14 protein-coding genes and 3 pseudogenes are annotated in these 20,214 nt (G+C 74.0%); 8 read left to right on the top strand and 9 right to left on the bottom strand.

Going from position 1 to position 20,214, the window contains the following annotated elements; translation table 11 throughout:
• Positions 1–151 precede the first annotated feature (151 nt).
• Positions 152–328, top strand: a pseudogene (locus ACIQOW_RS19100) (NUDIX domain-containing protein); the annotation flags it as partial.
• 56 nt (positions 329–384) lie between these two features.
• On the opposite strand, the pseudogene ACIQOW_RS19105 reads toward ACIQOW_RS19100, so the two are convergent.
• Both ACIQOW_RS19105 and ACIQOW_RS19110 read right to left on the bottom strand, forming a co-directional pair.
• A pseudogene (locus ACIQOW_RS19105) lies at positions 385–480 on the bottom strand (DUF202 domain-containing protein); the annotation flags it as partial.
• Between the two features lie 185 nt (positions 481–665).
• Positions 666–1,264 (bottom strand): annotated as a pseudogene (locus ACIQOW_RS19110) (IS5 family transposase); the annotation flags it as partial.
• 84 nt (positions 1,265–1,348) lie between these two features.
• Between ACIQOW_RS19110 and ACIQOW_RS19115 the strand changes: the two are divergent.
• Positions 1,349–1,993: a TetR/AcrR family transcriptional regulator gene (locus ACIQOW_RS19115; protein WP_401086292.1), complete on the top strand. Its 645-nt coding sequence runs from the start codon at positions 1,349–1,351 to the stop codon at positions 1,991–1,993.
• Between the two features lie 254 nt (positions 1,994–2,247).
• Here ACIQOW_RS19115 and ACIQOW_RS19120 read toward each other — a convergent pair whose 3' ends face one another.
• The 4 genes from ACIQOW_RS19120 to ACIQOW_RS19135 form a co-directional block, all read right to left on the bottom strand.
• A complete protein-coding gene (locus ACIQOW_RS19120) occupies positions 2,248–4,407 on the bottom strand; it encodes a glycoside hydrolase domain-containing protein (RefSeq protein WP_401086295.1) in 2,160 nt (719 codons plus the stop codon).
• 490 nt (positions 4,408–4,897) lie between these two features.
• Positions 4,898–5,926, bottom strand: coding sequence for a hypothetical protein (locus tag ACIQOW_RS19125; RefSeq protein ID WP_401086298.1), 1,029 nt, complete (start codon positions 5,924–5,926; stop codon positions 4,898–4,900).
• A 195-nt stretch (positions 5,927–6,121) separates the two neighbouring features.
• Complete coding sequence (locus ACIQOW_RS19130) at positions 6,122–7,027, bottom strand: hypothetical protein (protein ID WP_401086301.1); 906 nt, start codon at positions 7,025–7,027, stop codon at positions 6,122–6,124.
• Between the two features lie 279 nt (positions 7,028–7,306).
• Positions 7,307–10,546, bottom strand: coding sequence for a SpaA isopeptide-forming pilin-related protein (locus ACIQOW_RS19135; protein WP_401086304.1), 3,240 nt, complete (start codon positions 10,544–10,546; stop codon positions 7,307–7,309).
• A 281-nt stretch (positions 10,547–10,827) separates the two neighbouring features.
• Between ACIQOW_RS19135 and ACIQOW_RS19140 the strand changes: the two genes are divergently transcribed.
• Positions 10,828–11,097: a hypothetical protein gene (locus ACIQOW_RS19140; RefSeq protein WP_401086307.1), complete on the top strand. Its 270-nt coding sequence runs from the start codon at positions 10,828–10,830 to the stop codon at positions 11,095–11,097.
• A gap of 26 nt (positions 11,098–11,123) precedes the next feature.
• On the opposite strand, the gene ACIQOW_RS19145 is transcribed toward ACIQOW_RS19140, so the two are convergent.
• Complete coding sequence (locus ACIQOW_RS19145; protein WP_401086310.1) at positions 11,124–12,689, bottom strand: PTS transporter subunit EIIC; 1,566 nt, start codon at positions 12,687–12,689, stop codon at positions 11,124–11,126.
• A 31-nt stretch (positions 12,690–12,720) separates the two neighbouring features.
• A complete protein-coding gene (locus ACIQOW_RS19150; protein WP_401086313.1) occupies positions 12,721–13,320 on the bottom strand; it encodes a MarR family winged helix-turn-helix transcriptional regulator in 600 nt (199 codons plus the stop codon).
• Positions 13,321–13,506: 186 nt separating this feature from the next.
• On the opposite strand from ACIQOW_RS19150, the gene ACIQOW_RS19155 reads away from it, so the two are divergent.
• From ACIQOW_RS19155 to ACIQOW_RS19175, 5 genes are all read left to right on the top strand, one after another.
• On the top strand, positions 13,507–14,706 hold the full coding sequence (locus ACIQOW_RS19155; protein ID WP_401086317.1) for a cytochrome P450: 1,200 nt from the start codon (positions 13,507–13,509) through the stop codon (positions 14,704–14,706).
• An 89-nt stretch (positions 14,707–14,795) separates the two neighbouring features.
• Positions 14,796–14,993 (top strand): ferredoxin, encoded by a 198-nt coding sequence (locus tag ACIQOW_RS19160; protein ID WP_401086320.1) that lies wholly within the window; start codon positions 14,796–14,798, stop codon positions 14,991–14,993.
• The gene (locus ACIQOW_RS19165) at positions 14,990–16,189 is read left to right on the top strand and encodes an NAD(P)/FAD-dependent oxidoreductase (RefSeq protein ID WP_401086323.1); all 1,200 of its coding nucleotides are present in this window, start codon (positions 14,990–14,992) and stop codon (positions 16,187–16,189) included. The genes ACIQOW_RS19160 and ACIQOW_RS19165 overlap by 4 nt, the downstream gene beginning before the upstream one ends.
• Before the next feature lie 246 nt (positions 16,190–16,435).
• Positions 16,436–18,334, top strand: coding sequence for an MFS transporter (locus ACIQOW_RS19170; RefSeq protein WP_401086326.1), 1,899 nt, complete (start codon positions 16,436–16,438; stop codon positions 18,332–18,334).
• Positions 18,331–18,780 carry a MarR family winged helix-turn-helix transcriptional regulator gene (locus tag ACIQOW_RS19175; protein ID WP_401086329.1) on the top strand — a complete coding sequence of 150 codons (450 nt, stop codon included), beginning with the start codon at positions 18,331–18,333 and terminating at the stop codon, positions 18,778–18,780. Before ACIQOW_RS19170 ends, ACIQOW_RS19175 begins: the two co-directional genes overlap by 4 nt.
• A gap of 31 nt (positions 18,781–18,811) precedes the next feature.
• Here the strand turns inward: ACIQOW_RS19175 and ACIQOW_RS19180 are convergent, their stop codons facing one another.
• Entirely contained in the window at positions 18,812–20,014 is a 1,203-nt protein-coding gene (locus ACIQOW_RS19180; protein WP_401086332.1) for an enoyl-[acyl-carrier-protein] reductase FabV, read from the bottom strand.
• Between the last annotated feature and the right edge of the window lie 200 nt (positions 20,015–20,214).

Here is a 20,214-nt window from a genome sequence, read left to right on the forward strand (position 1 = left end):
GAGGTCCCCCGACCGGGGGAACTCCTCGGGCAGCGTCCGCGAGGAGTCGGCCGGCCGGGTGACCGCCCACCGGCGACGATCACCACGGGGCTGGTGGAACTCTTCAACGGACCGTTCTCCCCCCGCTGTTGGGAGGCGGTACGGTGCGCGGATGCATACACGTGTGACGGGCATCGCCGTGCGGCGCGGCCGGATGCTGCTGGACCAGGACACCGAGGGGCCTCGGAGGTGGTCCCTGCCCGGCGGGAAGGTCGAGGGCGGCGAGACCCTGGCCGGGGCGCTGCGCCGGGAGATGCTGGAGGAGACCGGACTCGACATCGAGGTCAGCCCCCTGCTGTACGTCTGCGACGTCACGGCCGGGGCCCGGTGGGCGAGAGCGCCGCGCAGCGCCAGGACGGCCGTGACCAGCGCCGAGAGTGCGGTGCGGCGGCCTGCGAGGGTGGTGCGTTCGGGCTGGAGCCCGGGATCGCCCGGGGTCATGCCGCCCGCACGATCAGCAGAAGCAGGCCGAGGCCGGTCAGCGCGGCACCCGTGGCCAGCACCGGCAGCAGCCGGCTCGGCGGCAACGGCCGCCGGTGGCGCATCGCCCGCTGGACCGAACGCCACCGGAAGTAGGCCGTCGTGCACAGCAGAGCCCCCACCACCGCCAGCCCGGCACCGAGCACCTTGTCCGCCACGACCCGGTCGGGCCTGGTCCTCGGACGCCCGGGTCCCACGCGCGGGACACTGATGGCATCGAGGACGGCGGGCAACATCGTGCAGTCGGCCGTGTTGCCGGAACTCAGCACGATCGACAGCGGCAGGCCCCGACCGTCGACCGCCAGATGGATCTTGGTTGTCAGCCCGCCCCGGGACCTGCCGAGCGCCTCGCGGCGCGCAACTGCTGCCGGATCATCCGATTCGTCCTCGGGCTGATCCCCTTTTTGCGGGCACCGGCCGCGTGCTGGTGGGCCCTCGCGGCGGTGGAGTCGATCGAGACCGTCCACTCCACGGTCCCCACCGAGTCGTTGCGGACCTGAACCTCCTGCAGAAGCGCGGCCCACGTGCCGTCCTTCTCCCATTGGGCGAAGCGCCGGTAGACGGTCTGCCACGGCCCGTACCGTTCGGGCAGGTCACGCCACGGGGCACCCGTGCGCAACCGCCACAGAACCCCGTTCACCACCTGGCGGTGATCCCGCCAAGGACGCCCAGCACCGTCCCGCTGCGGCAGCAACGGCTCAATCCGAGCCCACGCAGCATCCATTATCTCTCCTCGACCCACCACAAGATCAATTATGAAACACGGCCAGGCCCCGCACGGGGGCAAGACCCCGGGAGCAGATCGCGGTGAACGGAGACAGCCCGACCCATGGACCAGAAGCCGGACGTGAACGACACCGGCCGACCGCGGCGACGGCGCCGCAGCCGGCAGGAGACCGAGGCCGACCTGCTCGACGCGGCGCGCCGGCTGTTGCGGCGCGACGGCGTGCTCACGGGCGTGAACCTGCGGGAGATCGCGACCGAGGCGGGGGTCAACCACGGGCAGATCTACCAGTACTACGGCAGCCGCCAGGCCCTGCTGCGCGCCTCGGTGGCCGACCTGGTGGACCGTCAGGTGGCCGAACGGGAGGCCGGGTTCTGGGACCTGCCGTTCGCCGAGCGCCGGGCCGAGATGTTCCGGCACCGGATCGCCGAGCCCGAGGTCGTCCGGCTGGAGGCCCTGCTCGCCCTCGACGGCGACGAGGGCGTCAACCCGCTGCCCCGGTTCGCCCAGACCCGCCGCAGCCTGGAGCGCGACCGCCGCGAGGGCGCGCTGCCGCCCGACAGCGACCCGGTGGCGGCCCACGTCATGGCCGCCGCCACCCTGGTCGGCTACGTGATCTTCCGCGAGGCGTACGCCCGTGGCACCGGCATCCCGCTCGACGAACTCGACGAGCGCGCTGAACGCGCCTACGCCCGGATGGTCGCCGGCCTCACCGGCGACTCCCCCTCGGAGGCGCGGAACGGCGGATGACGGGACGGCGGATGACGGGACGGCGGATGACGGGGCGCGGATGACGGGGCGCGGATGACGGGGCGCGGATGACGGGGCGCGGATGACGGGCGGATGCCGGGGCGGGAGCTCACCGCCGCGGGTCGGTCGCACGAGGGCCCCGGGCGGTAGCCGGCGCCCCCTGCCTCCCGCCGGAACGACGGCAAACGCCCCCGCCCCCCGCAAGTACCGGGGACGGGGGCGCCTGGTGCCGGGGCGTGCCGGGGCGTGCCCGGTCAGCTCCGGGTGGCCACGAGCTGGCTGGAACCGTCCGGCAGGCCCGCGATGGCGGCGCGCTGGGCCGGGAAGGTGCTCACGCCCGCCGGGCCCTGGACGGCGGTGAAGCCGGACCAGTTGCCGGTGCCGAAGCGGGTCTCGTGGTAGAGGTTGCCGTCGTTGCCGATCACCGCCACCTGGGACGAACCGTCCGGCAGGCCGGCGATGCCGACCGTCCGCGCGGCCATGGTCGGCGTACCGACGCCGGGGAGCGCGGCGAAGCCGCTCCAACTGCCGTTGGCGAAACGGGTCTTGTGGTAGACGTTGCCGTCGTTGCCGATCGCCAGCAGCTGGGTGGAGCCGTCCGGCAGGCCCGCGATGGCCACCCGGCCGGCCGCCATGGTCGGCGTGCCGACGCCGGGGAGCGCGGCGAAACCGCTCCAACTGCCGTTGGCGAAACGGGTCTTGTGGTAGACGTTGCCGTCGTTGCCGATCGCCAGCAGCTGGGTGGACCCGTCCGGCAGGCCCGCGATGGCGACGTCCCCGGCCGCCATGGTCGGGGTGCCGACCCCGGGAAGCGGAGCGAAACCGCTCCAACTGCCGTCGGCGAAACGGGTCTCGTGGTAGATGTTGCCGTCGCTGCCGATCGCCACCACCTGCGAGGAGCCGTCCGGCAGGCCCGCGATGCCGGCCCGGCGGGCCTGCGTGGTCGGCATGCCGTCAGTGGGGAGCGCGGCGAAACCGCTCCAGCCGCCGTTCGCGGCCCGGACCCCGTGGTAGAGCCGGCCGTCCAGGCCGATGCCCAGTTCCTGCGAGGAGCCTCCCGCCAGTCCGGCGATCGCGGCCTCCGAGCCGCGGAACAGGCCCGCCCCGCCCGTCAGCGGGCCGAAACCGGGCCAGGCGCCCGTGCTCTGGCGCACGCCCAGGAAGAACGCGGAGGACTGGGGCCGCGGGATCCCGGTGAGCTGGATGTCGAGGTAGTCCTGGTCTATGCCTATCGAGAAGCCGCCCCAGGTCTCCGGGTTCTGCGGCGAGGCGTACTGGTGGGCGCGCTGGTGGGCTGACCAGTAGCCGGCCGGTATCGCCGGGTCCGCGGTGTCCTCGCGGCCGTTCCAGTTGGCGCTGAAGACGGCGTCGGGCATGGTGTAGGCGCCGTTGCCGACGTTGGCGGCCAGGTCCTTCATGCCGGACGAGGAACTGCTGTAGACGCCGGAGTTGTAACCCCAGGCGTGCAGTTCGTTGGTCCACGCGGTCAGGAAGGCGAGCACCGCGCCCGAGTACTGCGGGGCGTAGTCCTCCATGTCGTAGTAGAGGACCGCGCCGGGACCGAAGCCGAGGGCCCTGGCCTGGCTCACCGCGTCGTCGGCGGCGCCGGCGCCCTCGGTGGCGGGCGAGACGATCGACGAGGCCTGCACGCCGACGTACAGCGGCATGAAGGCCCAGCCCGCGGCCTGCTGCTGCTGGACCCAGGAGGCCGTCAGGTTCGGTTGGGCACAGGCCCGCTTGGCGCCGCCGATGTAGACGCCGACCGCCCGGTACGGGGAGGAGGTCATCCACGCGTTCATCGCCGCGCCGGAGGGCGCCGTGCAGGCGTCGAACCCCTTGCCGGTGTGGTTCGTCGCCGACACGGGTATCGACGCCGCAGCGGCCCGGCCGGACGGCGCTGCCGCGGCGGCGGTGGACCGCGGCGCGACGGCCGTCCCGGCACCGGCGGGCGCCGGCTCCGGCAGGTGCGCCGGCGCGGGGGTGAGCCCGGCGCCGGTGACGATCCGCCGCACCAGCGGCTGGTCCGTGTCGTACGTCCCGGTCACCGCGACGACGCCGTCGTTCGCCCGGATCACGTGCGCGACGGGGCTGGAACCCTCCTGGTCCGGTGCGGCGCCGGCGGCGGGCTCGACCAGCAGGGCCTCGGTGCGGCCGACCAGCCGCGGCGGACAGACCTGCTGCTCGCCCGGGTGACCGAGGTACACCGCGTGCCGGTCGAAACGGACACAGGTCTTCGGGTCCGCGGTCAGATCCACCACCGGCCAGGCCGCGGGCACGTGGAAGACGCGGCCCTGGTACGTCACCGCCTTGGTGTCCGGACTTCCGGCGGGAGCGGCCGCGGCGGAGCCGGTGGCGGCGGCAACCGCCGTGAGCACGGCCGTCGCGACGGCCGCGGCGCTCCGGAGCGCTGTCATACGGGTCTTCACCCAGATCTCTCCTGACATGACGGAAGGCCGCGCGCCGAGGAGTCGGCCGCGCGGCGTCGGCGGCCACCCTATCCACGCCCGCCGCGCGGCGGGCCGGCCGGCAGCGGGCGTCGTGCCGCAGGGGCCGGCGAACGAGGCGGACCGCTGCCCGTGACCCGTCGTCAGGTCCGGCCCCCGGGCCCGGGGCCGCGTTCCTCAGCGGCGGAACAGGCCCCGCCGCTTCGCCGGCGCGACGGGCCGCACCGTCGTCACCGGGTGCGGCGTGTCGAGCAGGGCCACGACGACGTGGAGGAAGGGGCGGGCCTCGGCGGTCGTCCCGGTCCGGTGCAGGCGGTGGCGGTCCGGGCAGGTCCGGTTGCCATGAACCGGACACTGTCCGGTTCCCCCTGTCCCCACGGCGCCCCGGCGAAACCCTGACCGCTTCCCCTGCCGCCTGGGGCGGGGGCCGGCCACCGGGGCGGGCCGCCCGCCCGCCGGATCAGCCGTCGATCGGCGTCAGTCCGGGGTAGACGTCCTGCCAGCGATAGCGACGGCAGTGGAAGTGCCAGTAGACGAAGGCCGTCATGTAGCGTTCGAGGTGCGGGCGTTGCTCGTCGGTGGCGAGGCCGAGCACACGGCGGTAGGCGGCGAGACCGCTGTCGAGGCTCCGGCGGTAGGCGGCGAGGTAGGGGATGTTCTCGCTCACCGCGCGGCGGTGGATCCGGCTGGCGGTGAAGTCCTCACCGTGCACGGCCTCCTTGTAGAAGGACAGGACGTCGTTGACGTCGTTGAGGAAGGCGACGCAGGAGCTCAGCGCCGCCGTCCAGAAGGCCCGGTGGCGGGTGGCGCTCAGACAGGGGTCTGTGAACTGGAGCGAGGTGAACCAGAACTGGGAGAACCCGTTGAAGACGCGGACGAAGTCGCTGTCGACCTCGTCGGACGCCTCCGGTGTGAACTCCGACTCCATCAGGACGCCGGTGATCGCGTTGTAGAAGAAGGTCCTGAAGACGGCGAGGAAGGTCGGATCGCAGTGCCGCGCGACCTCACCGAACATGTGCCGGATGTACCGCGCGTTCGGCGAGGACGCGCCCGGCTCGGGCAGCATGCCGGCCCGCAGGATGACCTCGGCCTCCGCCCGGTCGTGGCAGCACACGTCGTCGGTGTTGGTGGTGAACACCCAGATGCGGTCGAGGGCGAGCGCGAGGGCGTCGTCGGCGACGGGCACCATGAGGGCGCGCATCAGCGTGATGTGGTCCGTGGTGGCCGGGGGGACCGTGACACCGAACGCCGCGAACTCGGCGGTGAGCAACCGGGCGTCGGCGCGGGCCTGGGCGAGGTCGACGGGCGGATCGAAGGGTTCGGTGAAGGCGATCATCCCGTCGACCAGGCCCGAGTCCAGGACGCCGGCGACCATGCCGCGGTGCCGGGGATCGGGAACGGCGTCGAGGCCGCTGCGCGCGGTGTAGTGGAGGGTGTCCAGGCCAGGCGGTCGAGGGTGTCTGATCGTCAGGCGGTCCGTCGGGTCCATGCCGCATCCCTCCGTACGTCGTCTCCGGCCGGCGGCGGTACGCACCTGCACGGCCGCGCCGATCCTCACACGGCCGCCGCGCCCGCCGCCCGCTGACACGGCGTTCCGAACTCGACCGGGTGTACGCCGCCCACGGGAGTTGACGAAAGTGGGACGCGTGGGGCGCGTGGACCCCCGTCGCGCGCGGCGGCGGGCTCACCCGTCTCGCAGCAGGGCGTGCAGCGGGCGGTCGACCGCCTGGGCGGCGGGCCGGGTGAGGTGCAGGGCCGTGTGGAAGAGACCCTCGGTCTCCTTGCCGCGGGGATCGTCGCCGGCCGCCGACACGGCCGCGACGGCGTACGCCTGCTCGTCGGGGCCGGTGAAGCGGCGCTGCGGATAGGTGCGGGCGGTGTCCCTCTCCGTGGTCAGGCCCAGCGCGGCCAGTCCGTCGGAGACGTTCCGGTAGGAGCCCGTCCGCAGGACGAAGGCCGCCACCCATGGCGGCTGCTGCCTGCCCTCCAGCAGCGGACGGAAGGTCCGGGCGGACAGGAAGCTCGCCCCGCCGGTCAGGGTGATCAGCCGGGTGCCGCGGGTGGCCCGGTGCAACTCCCGGCTGGGCGGGGCGGTTTCCAGGTTCTCGACGAACCCGGCATCGAGCAGACCGGCGGCGCGACCGTAGCCGACCGCCAGCGCGGAGATGTCGAGGCCGATGACGGGTACGGCGTCCGGACGACGGCGCGCCGCGTAGAACTCCCGGTCCGAGGCGATCAGTTCGGCGGTCGTCAGGCGGGCCACCCCCGGTGAGGTGTAGCGGTCGTGCAACTCCTCCATCGTCACGTTGTGGTTGAGCAGCGCCGCGTTGATGCCGTACGAGCAGCAGACGTCCAGGACCGTGGCCGGCGGCTCGTCGCCCCGGCCGTCGGCCGGGCGCGGGGGAGCCTCGGGAAGGCCGACGGGAGCCAGGAGCCCGCGGAAGACGCGCTGGGCGTGATGGGGTGTCTGGTACTCCAGCGCCCCCAGGACCTCGAAGTACGACCGAGGGTCCGGCCGGCCGTAGATGTCGTCGAAGCCGGTCATCCGCGTGGCCGTACCCGGTGTGTGCTCGTTCCCAGCCGCGGTCATCGGGGCGCCTCCTCGTTCGGGTGAGACAGGCTTAGCGCACCGGGCGGCCTGCCGGAAAGGGCGCCGATCCGGACACGGGCGGGCCCCCTCGGTTCGGCAGGGGGCTGACCGGGCGGGCTCCCACCGTGCTTGTCATCCCGTTGCCCTGAATCCGCCGCAGGCCCGTCCCGGACCGGACCGGGACGCCCTCCCGGCCGCACAGACGGCTGACCCCCACCGACGGCGTCCACCGTCGGTGAGGGTCGTGCCCTCACGGGCTCACGGGCCGGAGCTGGTCGGTCAGGCGCGCTCCTCGTCCGAGTCCGTCGCGGGTGTGCCGTGTCCGTGCGGATGCGGCTCGTGGTGCCCAGGCTCGTGGTGCCCAGGCTCGTGGTGCCCAGGCTCGTGTCCCGGCTCGTGCCCGGGCTCGTGTCCCGGTTCCCACGGGTGCTCGTCCGGCGGGCAGGGGGTGGGCGGGCAGGGCGGCGGTGGGCACTTGCTGTCCTTGACCGTGATCGCCACGCACCGGCAGTCGTCGGTCAACTCGACCGTGCTCACCGCGGGTTGCGGCAGGCTGTAGCCCTCGGGTGCGGAGACCTCCTGCCAGTAGTAGGTGCCCAGCGGCAGGTCGCTCGCCGAACAGACACCCGACGCCGGGGTCACACACGGAGCGCCCACCGCGGTGTCCGGGTTCGTCCCGGAGGTCTGAAGCCCGGGCACGCCGTTGGTCTCGTGCCACAGCTGGAACGTCGCCCCCGCCAGGGGGCGTCCGGTCTCGGCGTCGACCTTGGTGACCGAGGTGGACCCGGTCCCGGTAGCGGTCTTGGTGTCCCTGACCGTCACCTGGACGTCCGGCGCGTTGGTGTCGAGGACGACCGTGGTCACCGTCTGCCCCGGCAGGTCGTAGCCGGGCGGGGCCGCGACCTCCTGCCAGTAGTAGGTACCCAACGGCAGGTCCGCCGCCGAACACACACCCGACGCCGGGGTCACACACGGGGCCCCCACGGTGGTGTCCGGGTTGATCCCGATGGTCTGAAGCCCGGGAACGCCGTTGCTCTCGTGCCACAACTGGAACGTCGCCCCCGCCAACGGCAGCGACGTCGCGGAGTCCACCTTCGTCACACTGGTCGACCCGGTCACGACAGCGGTCTTGGTGTCCCTGACCGTCACCTGGACGTTCTGCCCGTTGGTGTCGAGGACGACCGTGGTCACCGTCTGCCCCGGCAGGTCGTAGCCGGGCGGGGCCGCGACCTCCTGCCAGTAGTAGGTACCCAACGGCAGGTCCGCCGCCGAACACACACCCGACGCCGGGGTCACACACGGGGCCCCCACGGTGGTGTCCGGGTTGATCCCGATGGTCTGAAGGCCCGTGACCCCGTTGGTCTCGTGCCACAGCTGGAAGGTCCCGCCCGCCAGCGCCAGCCCCGTCGCGGAGTCGACCTTGTGGACGGTGGTGGACGCGGTCGGCGCGACGGTCCTGGTGTCGGCGACGGTGACCGCGACGTTCTGCCCGTCCAGGGCGAGCACGACCTGGGTCACGGTGTTCGCCGGCAGGTCGTACCCGGGCGGAGCCGCCGTCTCCTGCCAGTAGTACGTGCCCAACGGCAGCTCATTCGCCGAACAGACACCCGACACCGGCGTCACACACGGAGACCCGACGGCAGTGTCCGGGTTCGCACCCGAGGTCTGAAGCCCAGCGACCCCGTTGGTCTCGTGCCACAGCTGGAACGTCGCCCCCGCCAACGGCAGCGACGTGACGGAGTCCACCTTCGTCACACTGGTCGAGGCGGTCGGCGCGACGGTCGCGGTGTCGCCGACCGTCACCGGGACGGTCTGCCCGTCCGTGGCCAGCACGACCTGGGTCACGTTGTTCGCGGGCAGGTCGTACCCGGGCGGCGCCACGGTCTCCTGCCAGTAGTAGGTGCCCAGCGGCAGGTCGCTCGCCGAGCAGACACCCGACGCCGGGGTCACACACGGCGCGCCCACCGCGGTGTCCGGGGTCGCACCCGTGGCCTGCAACCCGGGAACGCCGTTGGTCTCCTCCCACAGCTGGAACGTCGCCCCCGCCAGCGGCAGCGAGGTCGCGGAGTCCACCTTCGTCACGGAGGTGGACCCGGTCGGAAGGGCCGTCAGCGTGTCCCGGACCGTGACCGGGACGGTCTGCCCCGCGGTGTCGAGGACCACCGTCGTCACCGCGGGCTGCGGCAGGTCGTACCCGGGCGGAGCCGCTGTCTCCTCCCAGTAGTACGTCCCCAGCGGCAGGTCGCTCGCCGAGCAGACACCCGACGCCGGGGTCACACACGGCGCGCCCACGGCGGTGTCCGGGGTCGCACCCGAGGTCTGCAAGCCCGCGACCCCGTTGGTCTCGTGCCACAGCTGGAACGTCGCCCCCGGCAACGGCAGCGAGCTCACGAAGTCGACCTTCGTCACACTGGTCGAGGCGGTGGGGGCCGGAGCGCCGCACTCCGGGAGGTCGCCGTTGAAGGGGTAGGCGTGGAACTCGGTGCCGGTCATGCCGCCGCCGGAGTTCTGGAGCAGCGAGCCGGTGGTGAAGAACCGTCCGTTCAGGCCGGGCAGGCTCATCGTCGCGTTGCTGGCCGGGTTGCCGACCAGCACGCTGCCCTGGAACTGCCCGGATCCCTTCAGGGTGACGGTCGTCGCGGTCGGGAAGTTCCACAGCAGGCGCTCGCGCAGCTGGTTCAGGGGGTCGGTGTCCACCAGGCTGCCGCTGAAGGTGTTGATGGTGCGGGCGCCGCCCGTGAGGTTGACGAGCACCGTCGCGTTCGCGGGGATGCCCGCGAACGTGATGCCCTGGGCGCCGCCGCCGTTCCCCACCAGGTCGAAGTCGACGTCGAAGACCTGGAGGGTGGAGGTGCCGTCGCCGGTGAACAGGGTCTCGAACCCCAGGTTGACGGCGGTTCCGGTGGGAGGACGGGGTGTGCCGACCCCGGCGTAGCACTCGCTCGCCGTCTGCAGCTGCCCGCGCAGCGGCGTGTAGGCGGCCACGGCCTGCGGGTCCTGGACGGTCGTGCCGGTGATGGTGCCGGTGGCCGTGCCCGCGTAGCGGACGACGCCGCCCTCGGCCAGGAGCGTCTGCCCCGGGGCCACGGTGACGTTGCCGCCGGCGGTGAGGAAGTCGGCCCCGTCCGGCGGGGGGACCCGTGAGCCGACCCCGACGATGCCGATGTTGTACACGGAGCTGCCGCCGGCGGCCTTGTTCACGTCGAAGTTGCCGAGGGTCACCACGTGCCCCTCGGCCTCGGCGGCCGACTCCCTGGCGAGGAAGTCGCCGCCGACGAAGATGTTCACGCCCTCGTCGCGGCCGGCGAAGGGGCCGTTGTTGATCGGCGGGAAGGTCGCCGGGCAGTCCGCGCCCAGGCAGGGCCCGAGGCCTCCCGGGAGGCCGGCCGCGGAGGCGGCCGTCGGTGCGATGAGCGACATGCCGAAGGGGACGAGCGCCAGGGCCAGGGCGGAACCCACCGCCCTGCCGAGTCGGCGTCTCCAGGTGACGGCGGTCGCCGGATTCTGACTGGGCTTCACCTCAGTCCTTTCATCATATGAATGCGGCACAGCCCTCGGAGTGTGCGCAGCCTGAGCGCCGGGCAGCGGTGACACGCGGGCGGTTTCGCCTGAACGCCGCGCCAGGTGCACCCGATCGGACGCACCGGCCGACGGCGGACGCGGCCGCCGGCTGGGTCTGCCGGCCCCGGATTGGGGCCCTCCGGCCCTGATGTCCCGTCAGTGGCGTTCCCATCCTGGACTCGTCGGGGCCCGTACCGCCGCCTCGTCCGAACGACACCACGAGTCCCCGGAGGACCCGCATGTTCTGCTTCCAGTGCGAACAGACCGACCGCACCGGCGCCACCCCCGGCTGCGCCGGTCCGATCGGCAACTGCGGCAAGGATTCCCCCACTTCGGACCTCCAGGACCTCCCGGACCTGCTGGCCGCCGCCCTGCCCGGCCTCGGCGGCGGCACACCGGACCTGTATGTCTGCGGACCGCCGCCGCTGGTCGACGCCGTCCTGCGCGCCGCCGCACGGGGCGGGGTGCCGCCGGAGCAGGTGCACCGGGAGCGCTTCCTGGCGACCTGACCCGCCCCGCCCCCGACCGGCCCCGATCAGCCCGGGCCGTCGCCGATCCCCTCGGCGGCGGCCCGCCGCCGTTCCGGGCTCCCCTCCGCGGCCGCGTCGGCGGCGGCTGCCGCGTACTCGGCGAGGGTCTCGCGGGTGAAGCCGAAGAACCAGGTGGCCAGGAAGCCCGCGAGGTAGCCCGTCAGCAGTCCGCCGCCGTAGACCGCGGCGCTCGCGAGGAGTCCGTGCGATCCCGCCAGCAGCGGGAAGAGCGCCCAGCCCGAGGGGCCGATGGCGGTGGAGCCGACGGCGCCGCCGAGCTGCCCGGCCGCCCCGACGAAGGCGCCGCCGGCCGCGCCGCCGACGCAGGCCGTGACGAAGGGGCGCCCCAGCGGCAGGGTGACGCCGTAGACGAGCGGCTCGCCGACGCCGAGCAGTCCCGCCGGGAGGGCGGACCTGATGGTGGCCCGGATGGAGGCGTTGTGGCGCAGCCTCAGGTAGACGGCCACGGCGCAGCCGACCTGCCCGGCGCCGGCCATGGCGAGGATCGGCAGCAGCACGGTGGAACCCTGCTGCTGGATCAGGGTGGTGTGGATCGGGATCAGGGCCTGGTGCAGGCCGAGCATGACCAGTGTCAGGAAGAGGCCCCCGAGCACGAGTCCGGCGAGCAGGCCGCCGTGGTCGAGCAGCCAGGTGGCGGCGTGGCCGATGCCGGTGGAGATCTCTCCGGCGACGAACATCAGGCCGAACAGTGCGGCGAGCCCGCCGAGCAGCACGGTGACCGTGGGGGTGACCAGCACGTCCAGGGCGGCGGGCACCAGCCGGCGGGTCCAGCGCTCCAGCCGGACGGCCAGCAGCGCGGCGCCGAGCGCGCCGACCACGCCGCCCTGCCCGGGCGTGAGGTGGTGGCCGAAGGCCTCCACCTTGGCGACCCCCGCGTAGACGATCACACTGGCCACGGCCCCGCCCAGGACGGGTGTGCCGCCGAACTCCTTCGCGGTGTTGTAGCCGACGAACACGGCGATCAGGGACATGAATCCGGAGGAGACCGGCCCCAGCGCGGTGACCAGCGCCGGGGCCCAGCCGAGGTTGGCGAGGGCGCCGGAGAGGCCGGCGACGATCCCGCAGCCGATCAGCGCGGGGATCAGCGGGACGAAGATGTCGGCGATCCGGCGCAGCGCCAGTTTCACCGGGGTCGCGTTGCGCGCCCGGGCCCGCGCCCGGATCCGTTCGCCGCGCCCGGCGAGGTCCCCGGCGGTGGGGGCGGCCCCCGGTTCGGCCCGTGCGCCGGCCCCGGGCTCTCCCCCGACCCCGGCCCCTGCCCCTGCCCCTGCCCCTGCCCCTGCCCCTGCCCCTGCAGTGTCCAGGAGCCGGCGCAGCTGCCCGGTGACCCCGGCGACGGCGGCGGGGCCGAGGACGATCTGGTAGGTGTCGTCCTCGACCGTGCCCAGGACGGCCGGCAGCGCGCGGAGCGCCTCGGTGTCGGCCAGGGCGCGGTCCGCCAGGCCCAGCCGCAGCCGGGTCATGCAGTGGGCGACCGAGCGGATGTTGGCGGCGCCACCGACCAGCGGGAGGATCGCCTCGGCCACGGCGCGGTTCTTCTCGTCCGACATGCCGGGTGACGTACCCGGGTGCTCCCCGGGCTCAACCGCCCTCGTGCGCGCCGGCGCCGAGCCCGGCCACCGCCTTCGGGGGGCGGGCGGGCCCGTCCGCCGCGTCCGGCAGCGGGGCGTCCTCGGCGCGCATGGTGGTGCGCACCCGGTGCACGTAACGGTCGATCAGGTGGCGCAGCACGCTGACGGTGGCGGCGACGTCGTGCTCGGGGACGCCGTCCAGCGCACTGGAGAGCCCGGCGATGTTGGCCTGTTTCAGGCGGTCGAGCAGGTCCCGTCCGTCGGGGGTGATGGCCACCCGGCGGGCCCGCCGGTCCAGCGCGTCCTGGGTGCGTTCCACCAGTTGCTGGCCCTGGAGGCGGTCGATCTGCCGGGTGACGTGGGAGGGCTTGACCATCAGCCGGTCGGCCAGGTCGCTCACCCGGCTGGCGCCAGCGCCCTCGGCGAGCGCGCGCAGCAGGTAGACGTCCGAGCGTGCGGCCGTGATGCCGGCTCTGGCGGTGCGGCGCTCGTGCTCCTGCGAACGTGTCAGCAGGTAGGCCAGCGCTGCCAGGACGGCCTCCAGGCCGTCCAGTTCGGAGGCGGCGGTGCGGTCGTCATCGGGTTCTTCGGCTTCTTCGGCGTCCGACATGGAGGAACTGTAGCGATCCGGTTCGGACGGCGGCCCCGACGGGGAGCCGCGACCGGATTTCGGACAGATTCGGCCGACGCCCGGAACGCCCTTCCGTCACCACGGAACGCGAGCTAGCGTGACGGTCAGTTAGTTGCTTTGGGCACGTAAATACGCCCGGTTCAACTCCGAGAAGGGGATTCACCGATGGCCACCGCCGAGAAGACCCCACGCTTCACCCACCCCGCCGCCCGCGACACCTGCCCGTTCGACCCGCCGGCCGCCTACCAGGAGGCCCGGCAGGAGGAGCCGGTCAGCCGCGTCAGCCTGTGGGACGGCTCCACCAGCTGGCTGGTCACCCGCCACGAGGACGTCAAGGCGGTCCTCTCCGACGCCCGGTTCAGCTCCGACTCCACCCGGCCCGGCTTCCCCTTCCCCAGCGCGGGCGCCCGGCAGCTGAACACCGGCCGGCCCACCATCATCCGGATGGACGACCCCGACCACGCCCACTTCCGCCGGATGCTGACCGGCGAGTTCATGATCAAGAAGGTCGAGGCGCTGCGCCCCGAGATCCAGCGGATCGCCGACGACCTGCTGGACAAGATGACCGACGGACGCTCCGGCGCCGACCTGGTCCGCGAGTTCGCCCTGCCGCTGCCGTCCCTGGTGATCTGCCTGCTGCTCGGCGTCCCCTACGAGGACCACGACTTCTTCCAGGACTGCAGCCGCGTCCTGCTGCGCCGCTCCTCCGCCGTCGAGGACGTCGCCGCGGCCCAGACCAAGCTGGTCGACTACCTGGTCGAGCTCACCGAGTCCAAGCGCACCCGGCCCGACGACGGCATCCTCAGCCGCCTGGTCGAGCGCGGCGAGCTGAGCACCGAGGAGATCGGCGGCATGGGCCGGCTGCTGCTGGTCGCCGGGCACGAGACCACCGCGAACATGACCGCGCTCTCCGTGCTCGCCCTGCTGCGCAACCCCGAGCAGCTCGACCACCTGCGCGCCCACCCCGAGTCCGTTCCCGGAGCGGTCGAGGAGCTGCTGCGCTACCTGAGCATCGTGCACTCCGGCCTGACCAGGGTCGCCACCGAGGACGTCGACCTGGGCGGCGTGCGCGTCTCGGCGGGCGACGGCGTGATCTGCATGGTCAGCGCCGCCAACCGGGACGAGCAGGAGTTCCCCGCGGGCGACGAGCTCGACCTGACCCGCGACGCCCGCCGCCACCTGGCCTTCGGCTTCGGCGTCCACCAGTGCCTCGGACAGCCGCTGGCCCGGCTGGAGTTGCAGATCGCGCTGACCACCATCCTGCGCCGGCTGCCCGGACTGCGCCTGACCGTGCCGTTCGAGGAGGTCCGCTTCCGCGGCGAGATGCTCGTCTACGGCGTCCACGAGCTGCCCGTCGCCTGGTGACCGTGCTCCCCGGAGCCGCGCCGGCCACACCAAACCACCATCCCCGCAACGGAGTTCGATCCGACCGGGGCCGTCCCGAAGGGAAGACCATGCTCGTCCGGATCGACCAGGAGAAGTGCTGCGGCGCCGGGAGCTGCGTGCTCGCCGCCCCCGACGTCTTCGACCAGCGCGACGAGGACGGCATCGTCGTCCTGCTCGACGCCGAACCGCCCGCTGGCCTCCACCAGGCCGTCCGGGACGCCGCCGCGGTCTGCCCGGCCGCCGCCATCCTGCTGGAGCAGGTGTGACCGCTGTGCGGGACGTGGCCGTGGTCGGCGCGGGCGCGGCCGGGCTGCACGCCGCCGAGGCGCTGCGCCGGTCCGGCTACGACGGCCGGCTCACCCTGATCGGGGCCGAGCAGGAGCCGCCGTACGACCGGCCGCCGCTGTCCAAGCACCTGCTCGGCGGGGAGTGGCAGCCCGACCGCCTCGCGCTGCGCGCCCCCCGGGCACTGGACGAACTCCGGCTCGACCTGCGCCTGGGAGTCACGGCCGAGCACCTGGACCGCGGGGAGCGGACCGTGCGGCTGTCCGACGGCCACCGGGTGCGCTGCGACGCCGTCATCGTGGCCACCGGGGTCCGCCCGCGCCGGCTCCCCGGCGCCGACGCACCGCTGGCCGGGGCCCACGTGCTGCGCACCCTCGCCGACGCCCTCGCCCTGCGCGAGGAACTGCGGGCGGGCGTACGGCTGTTGGTGGTCGGCGGCGGACTGCTCGGCGCCGAGGCGGCGGCCACCGCCGTCGGACTCGGCGCCGAGGTGACCTGGCTGGCCTCCACCGCCACACCGCTGGCCGCCGTGCTGGGCACCGAGACCGCCGCGCTGCTGGCCGGCCTGCACCGCGAGCACGGGGTGCGGATCCACCGGGGCGTGGCCGCGGCGCTGCTCGAACGGCGCGGCCGGGCCGCTGGCGTCCGGCTGGCCGACGGCGGCGAACTGACGGCCGACGCCGTGCTGATGGCTGTCGGGTCCGAGCCCGCCACCGAGTGGCTGGCCGGCAGCGGCGTCCCGCTGGACGACGGCGTGGTCTGCGACGCCTACTGCGCCGCCGGCCCCGGCGTCTGGGCGGCCGGCGACGCCGCCTCCTGGCCCGACCCGCGCACCGGCCGCCGGCGCCGCCTCGAACAGCGCACCAACGCCACCGAGCAGGCGACGCACGCCGCCCGGAACCTGCTGGCAGGACCGGACGGCGCCCGGCAGGCCTACCAGCCGGTCCCGTACCTGTGGACCGACCAGTACGGGCTGCGGGTCCAGGTGTTCGGCCGGCCCGGCGGCGCCGAGCGGTTCGAGGTCGTCGACGGCAGCCTCGACGAGCACCGCTTCGCCGCCGTCTGCGTCCGGGACGGCCTGGTCACCGGCGCGGTGGGGATCGCCGCCGCCCGGGCCCTGCGCGGGCTGCGCGCCCATGTGGCCGCGCACGGCCCGTGGCCGCCCGAGGCGGCCTGAGGACCGGGCCGGTCCCGCCCACCGCTCACCGACCGCCCGCCGCTCCCGCCCGCCAACCGGGCGAGGCGGCGGGCGGACCGGCCCCCCGGCACTGACCGGCCGCGCCCCCGCACTCCCCCGTACCTCCCCCACCCCTTCGGCGCCCTACCGGCCGACCGGCTCCCGCCCTATCGTTAGGTGACGGAAGCTATCGAAATCCCACTCCGACCCGCCGGCCCAGGCCCGGCCGGCCCGCAGGAGGCAGCGGTGGCGACACGACTCTCCGGCGGCGGCAGGACCGGGCGGCCGCGCCCGGCCCGTACCGCTGTGGACGCGGACCACCCCCGGTACAAGTGGGTGGCGCTGTCCAACACCACGCTCGGCACCCTGATCGCCACCATCAACGCCTCGATCGTCCTGATCTCGCTGCCCGCGATCTTCAACGGCATCGGCCTGGACCCGCTCCGGCCCGGCAACGTCAGCTACCTGCTGTGGATGCTGATGGGCTACATGCTGGTCACCGCCGTGCTGGTGGTCACGCTCGGCAGGCTGGGCGACATCCACGGCCGGGTCCGGATCTACAACGCCGGCTTCCTGATCTTCACCCTCACCTCGGTGGCCCTCTCCCTCGACCCGCTGCACGGCGGTCCTGGAGCGCTGTGGCTGATCGGCTGGCGGGTGGTGCAGGCGGTCGGCGGCTCGATGCTGATGGCCAACTCGGCGGCGATCATCACCGACGCCTTCCCGGCCAGCCGGCGCGGCACGGCCCTGGGCGTCAACGTCGTCGCGGGCATCGCCGGATCGTTCATCGGGCTGGTCCTGGGCGGGCTGCTCGCCGAGTGGAACTGGCGGTCGATCTTCTGGGTCAACGTGCCGATCGGGCTGCTCGGCACGGTCTGGGCCTACCGGTCGCTGCGCGACACCGGGGTGCGCAAGCCCGCCCGGATCGACTGGTGGGGCAACCTCACCTTCGGCGTCGGCCTGACCGCCCTGCTGGCCGCGATCACCTACGGCATCCAGCCGTACGGCGGCCACACCATGGGCTGGACCAGCCCGTGGGTGCTGGCCGGGCTGTTCGGCGGAGTGGCGCTGCTGGCCGTCTTCTGCCTGGTCGAGTCCCGCACCGCCGAGCCGATGTTCCCGCTCTCGCTCTTCCGCGACCCGGTCTTCGCGGGGGGCAACGCGGCCACCCTGCTGGGCTCGATCGCCCGCGGCGGACTCCAGTTCATGCTGATCATCTGGCTCCAGGGCATCTGGCTGCCGCTGCACGGCTACGACTACGCCGACACCCCGCTGTGGGCCGGCATCTACCTCGTCCCGCTGACCGTCGGGTTCCTGGCCGCCGGACCGGTCGCCGGCTACCTCTCGGACCGCGCCGGGGCCCGGCTCTTCGCCGCCGGCGGGCTGGTGGTGATGGCGTTCTCCTTCGCCGGGCTGCTCCTGCTGCCCACCGACTTCGGCTACCCGTGGTTCGCCGTCCTGGTCTTCCTCAACGGCCTGGGCGGCGGCCTGTTCGCCGCCCCCAACACCTCGCTGATCATGTCGAGCGTGCCGGCCGCCGCGCGCGGCGCCGCCTCCGGCATGCGGGCGACCTTCCAGAACGCCGGCATGGTGCTGTCGATCGGCGTCTTCTTCTCCCTGATGGTGGCCGGGCTGGCCGGCTCGCTGCCGCACACCCTCACCGCCGGGCTCACCGCCCAGGGCGTGCCCGCCGCCGACGCCCACGCCATCGCCTCGCTGCCGCCGGTCGGCACCCTGTTCGCCGCCTTCCTCGGCTACAACCCGATCCAGCAGCTGCTCGGCCCGCAGGTGCTCGACCGGCTGCCGGCGGACAACGTCCGGGTCCTGACCGGCCGGGAGTTCTTCCCGCAGCTGATCTCCGGGCCCTTCCACGACGGGCTGGTGGTGGTGTTCTGGCTGGCGATCGCGATGTCCCTGGTCGCGGCGGCCGCCTCGCTGGTCAGCGAGCGGCCGGGGCGCGCCGCCCCGCGCGCGGCCGCTGCACGCGCCGGCACCCCGGTGGCCGTACCGCCCGCCGACGAGCCGAGGGCCGGCGAGCGGGAGGCCGCCGGACAGCAACCCACCCGCCCGCCCGCCGAACGACCGGACAAGCGACCGGCCGAGCCCCCGACCATCCGGCCGCGCCCCGAGGAGCCCGGGCCGTGAGCGCCGACGGCGGCGGGCTCTCCGCCGAGGCCGTGGTCAGGCTCCGCCTGGCGATCGGCCGGCTCAACCGCCAGCTGGTCCGCGCCTCCGGGGACCAGGACCTCACCGCCGCCCAGCTCTCCGCCCTGGCCAGGGTGGAGCAGCACGGCCCGCTGCGGCTCGGTGAACTCGCCGCCCGCGAGGGCGTGGCGGTGCCGTCCCTGGTCCGCACGGTCGCCCCGCTGGTCACCGGAGGCCTGGTCGCCAAGACCCCCGACCCGCAGGACGGACGCTCCCAGCTGCTCGCGCCCACCCCGCTCGGTCTGGAGACCCTCGCCCGGATCCGCCGTGAGCGCACCGCCCTGCTGGCCCGCCGCAGCACCCGGCTCAGCCCCGAGCAGTGCCGCGCGCTGGAGAGCGCCCTTCCCCTCCTGGAACTGCTCCTCGACGAACCCGGCGCCCCGTGACCCGGCCCCGGGGGTGCCGCCGGAGCCCGGGCTACCGCTGCCCGCCGGGCCAGGCCACCGCGGTCTCGACCCCGGTGGTGTAGTCGACGCCGGGGACGTCCCAGCCGTACAGCTGCCGGAACTGGTTGTAGAACCAGGCGGCCCCTGCCGGGTCGGCGGCCAGTGCGGCCGCCGGGTCGGCCCACAGCTCCCGTACCCGGTCCTGGACGCCGGGGTCCAGCTCCCAGCCGTCCAGCCGGATGCGGCCCCGCTCGTCCAGGGTGAGCTCCTTCGCCCCGGTCAGCTGCTCCCACAGGTCGACGGCCTGGTCGTCGGTGGTGCGCCAGCCGTCCTCGCCGAGGACGTTGCGCAGCAGCGAGGTGTAGAGGGCGATGGAGGGGATCGCGGTGGACGCCTGGGTGACGGCCGCGCCGGCGACGACGGTGAACGCCCGGCCGCGGCCGGCCAGCAGCCCGGTCTGCAACTCGCCCGCGCTCGCCTCCAGGTGCTCCTTGGCGGAGCCGATGGTGCCCTGCCGGTAGACCGGCGCGGTGATCTCGGAGCCGACGTAGGACAGGGCCACGGTCGTGAAGCCGGGGCCGAGCAGGTCGCTGTCGGCCAGCGCCCGCACCCACAGCTGCCAGTCCTCGCCGCCCATGACCTTCACGGTCGCCGCCTGCTCGGCCTCGTCGGCCGGGGTGAGCTCGACGGTGCCGATCTGCGGGGCCCCGTCGTCGAAGAGCAGGGACGGCGAGGTGTACGGGGAGCCGAGCGGCTTGATCACCGAGTGGTGGACCTCGCCGGTGGCCGGGTCGGTGCGCCGGGGCGAGGCCAGGGAGTAGACGAGGTAGTCGACCGGGCCGTAGCGCTCGGTGAGGAGCCCGATGACCTCGGTGCGGGTGGCGTCCGCGTACGCGTCGGCGTTGACGAAGGTGAAGTCGCCCCCGTCCCGCTCGACCAGGTCGGCGACGGCCGCCGTGCGGTACCAGCCGGCGGTGGCGGTGCGCCGCTCGGTGGCGGGCGTCTCGTAGGCGACGCCGACGCCTCGGATGCCCTGGCGGCGCAGCCCGGCGAGCAGGAGCGCCAGGCCGTATCCGGCGCTGGCTCCGAGGACCAGGGCGACCGGGGCGCGGCCGGCCGGGGCCTCGGGCCCGACGCGCTGCCACAGGCGGTCGGCCGTGGCCCCGCTCCCGGCCGGGTGGGAGTTGACGATCAGGTAGCCCCGCTGCTTGGGGGTGATCTGCTGGATGCTCACTCGGTGGTGCCCTCTTCCGCTCCGGAGACCGTGATCAAGATGCCGGTCGTCCGGAGCCTATCCGCGCCGGTGGCCGCCGCTTTTGCCACCGCGTCACGGAAGATCCGGCGGGCACTTGTCGGAGGTCGCCATTGCGGTGGGTGTCCCGCTTCGGCTACCGGGCAACCCGGCGGGCGCCGGGCCGCACCGGAGAGTCCGGC

This window comes from Kitasatospora sp. NPDC091335 (genome assembly GCF_044757205.1).
Classification (GTDB): Bacteria; Actinomycetota; Actinomycetes; order Streptomycetales; family Streptomycetaceae; genus Kitasatospora.

Coding starts and splice junctions, on each gene's coding strand:
- ACIQOW_RS19115 (WP_401086292.1), top strand. CDS start 1,349: ATGGACCAGAAGCCGGACGTGAACGACACCGGCCGACCGCGGCGACGG.
- ACIQOW_RS19120 (WP_401086295.1), bottom strand. CDS start 4,407: ATGACAGCGCTCCGGAGCGCCGCGGCCGTCGCGACGGCCGTGCTCACG.
- ACIQOW_RS19125 (WP_401086298.1), bottom strand. CDS start 5,926: ATGGACCCGACGGACCGCCTGACGATCAGACACCCTCGACCGCCTGGC.
- ACIQOW_RS19130 (WP_401086301.1), bottom strand. CDS start 7,027: ATGACCGCGGCTGGGAACGAGCACACACCGGGTACGGCCACGCGGATG.
- ACIQOW_RS19140 (WP_401086307.1), top strand. CDS start 10,828: ATGTTCTGCTTCCAGTGCGAACAGACCGACCGCACCGGCGCCACCCCC.
- ACIQOW_RS19145 (WP_401086310.1), bottom strand. CDS start 12,689: ATGTCGGACGAGAAGAACCGCGCCGTGGCCGAGGCGATCCTCCCGCTG.
- ACIQOW_RS19150 (WP_401086313.1), bottom strand. CDS start 13,320: ATGTCGGACGCCGAAGAAGCCGAAGAACCCGATGACGACCGCACCGCC.
- ACIQOW_RS19155 (WP_401086317.1), top strand. CDS start 13,507: ATGGCCACCGCCGAGAAGACCCCACGCTTCACCCACCCCGCCGCCCGC.
- ACIQOW_RS19160 (WP_401086320.1), top strand. CDS start 14,796: ATGCTCGTCCGGATCGACCAGGAGAAGTGCTGCGGCGCCGGGAGCTGC.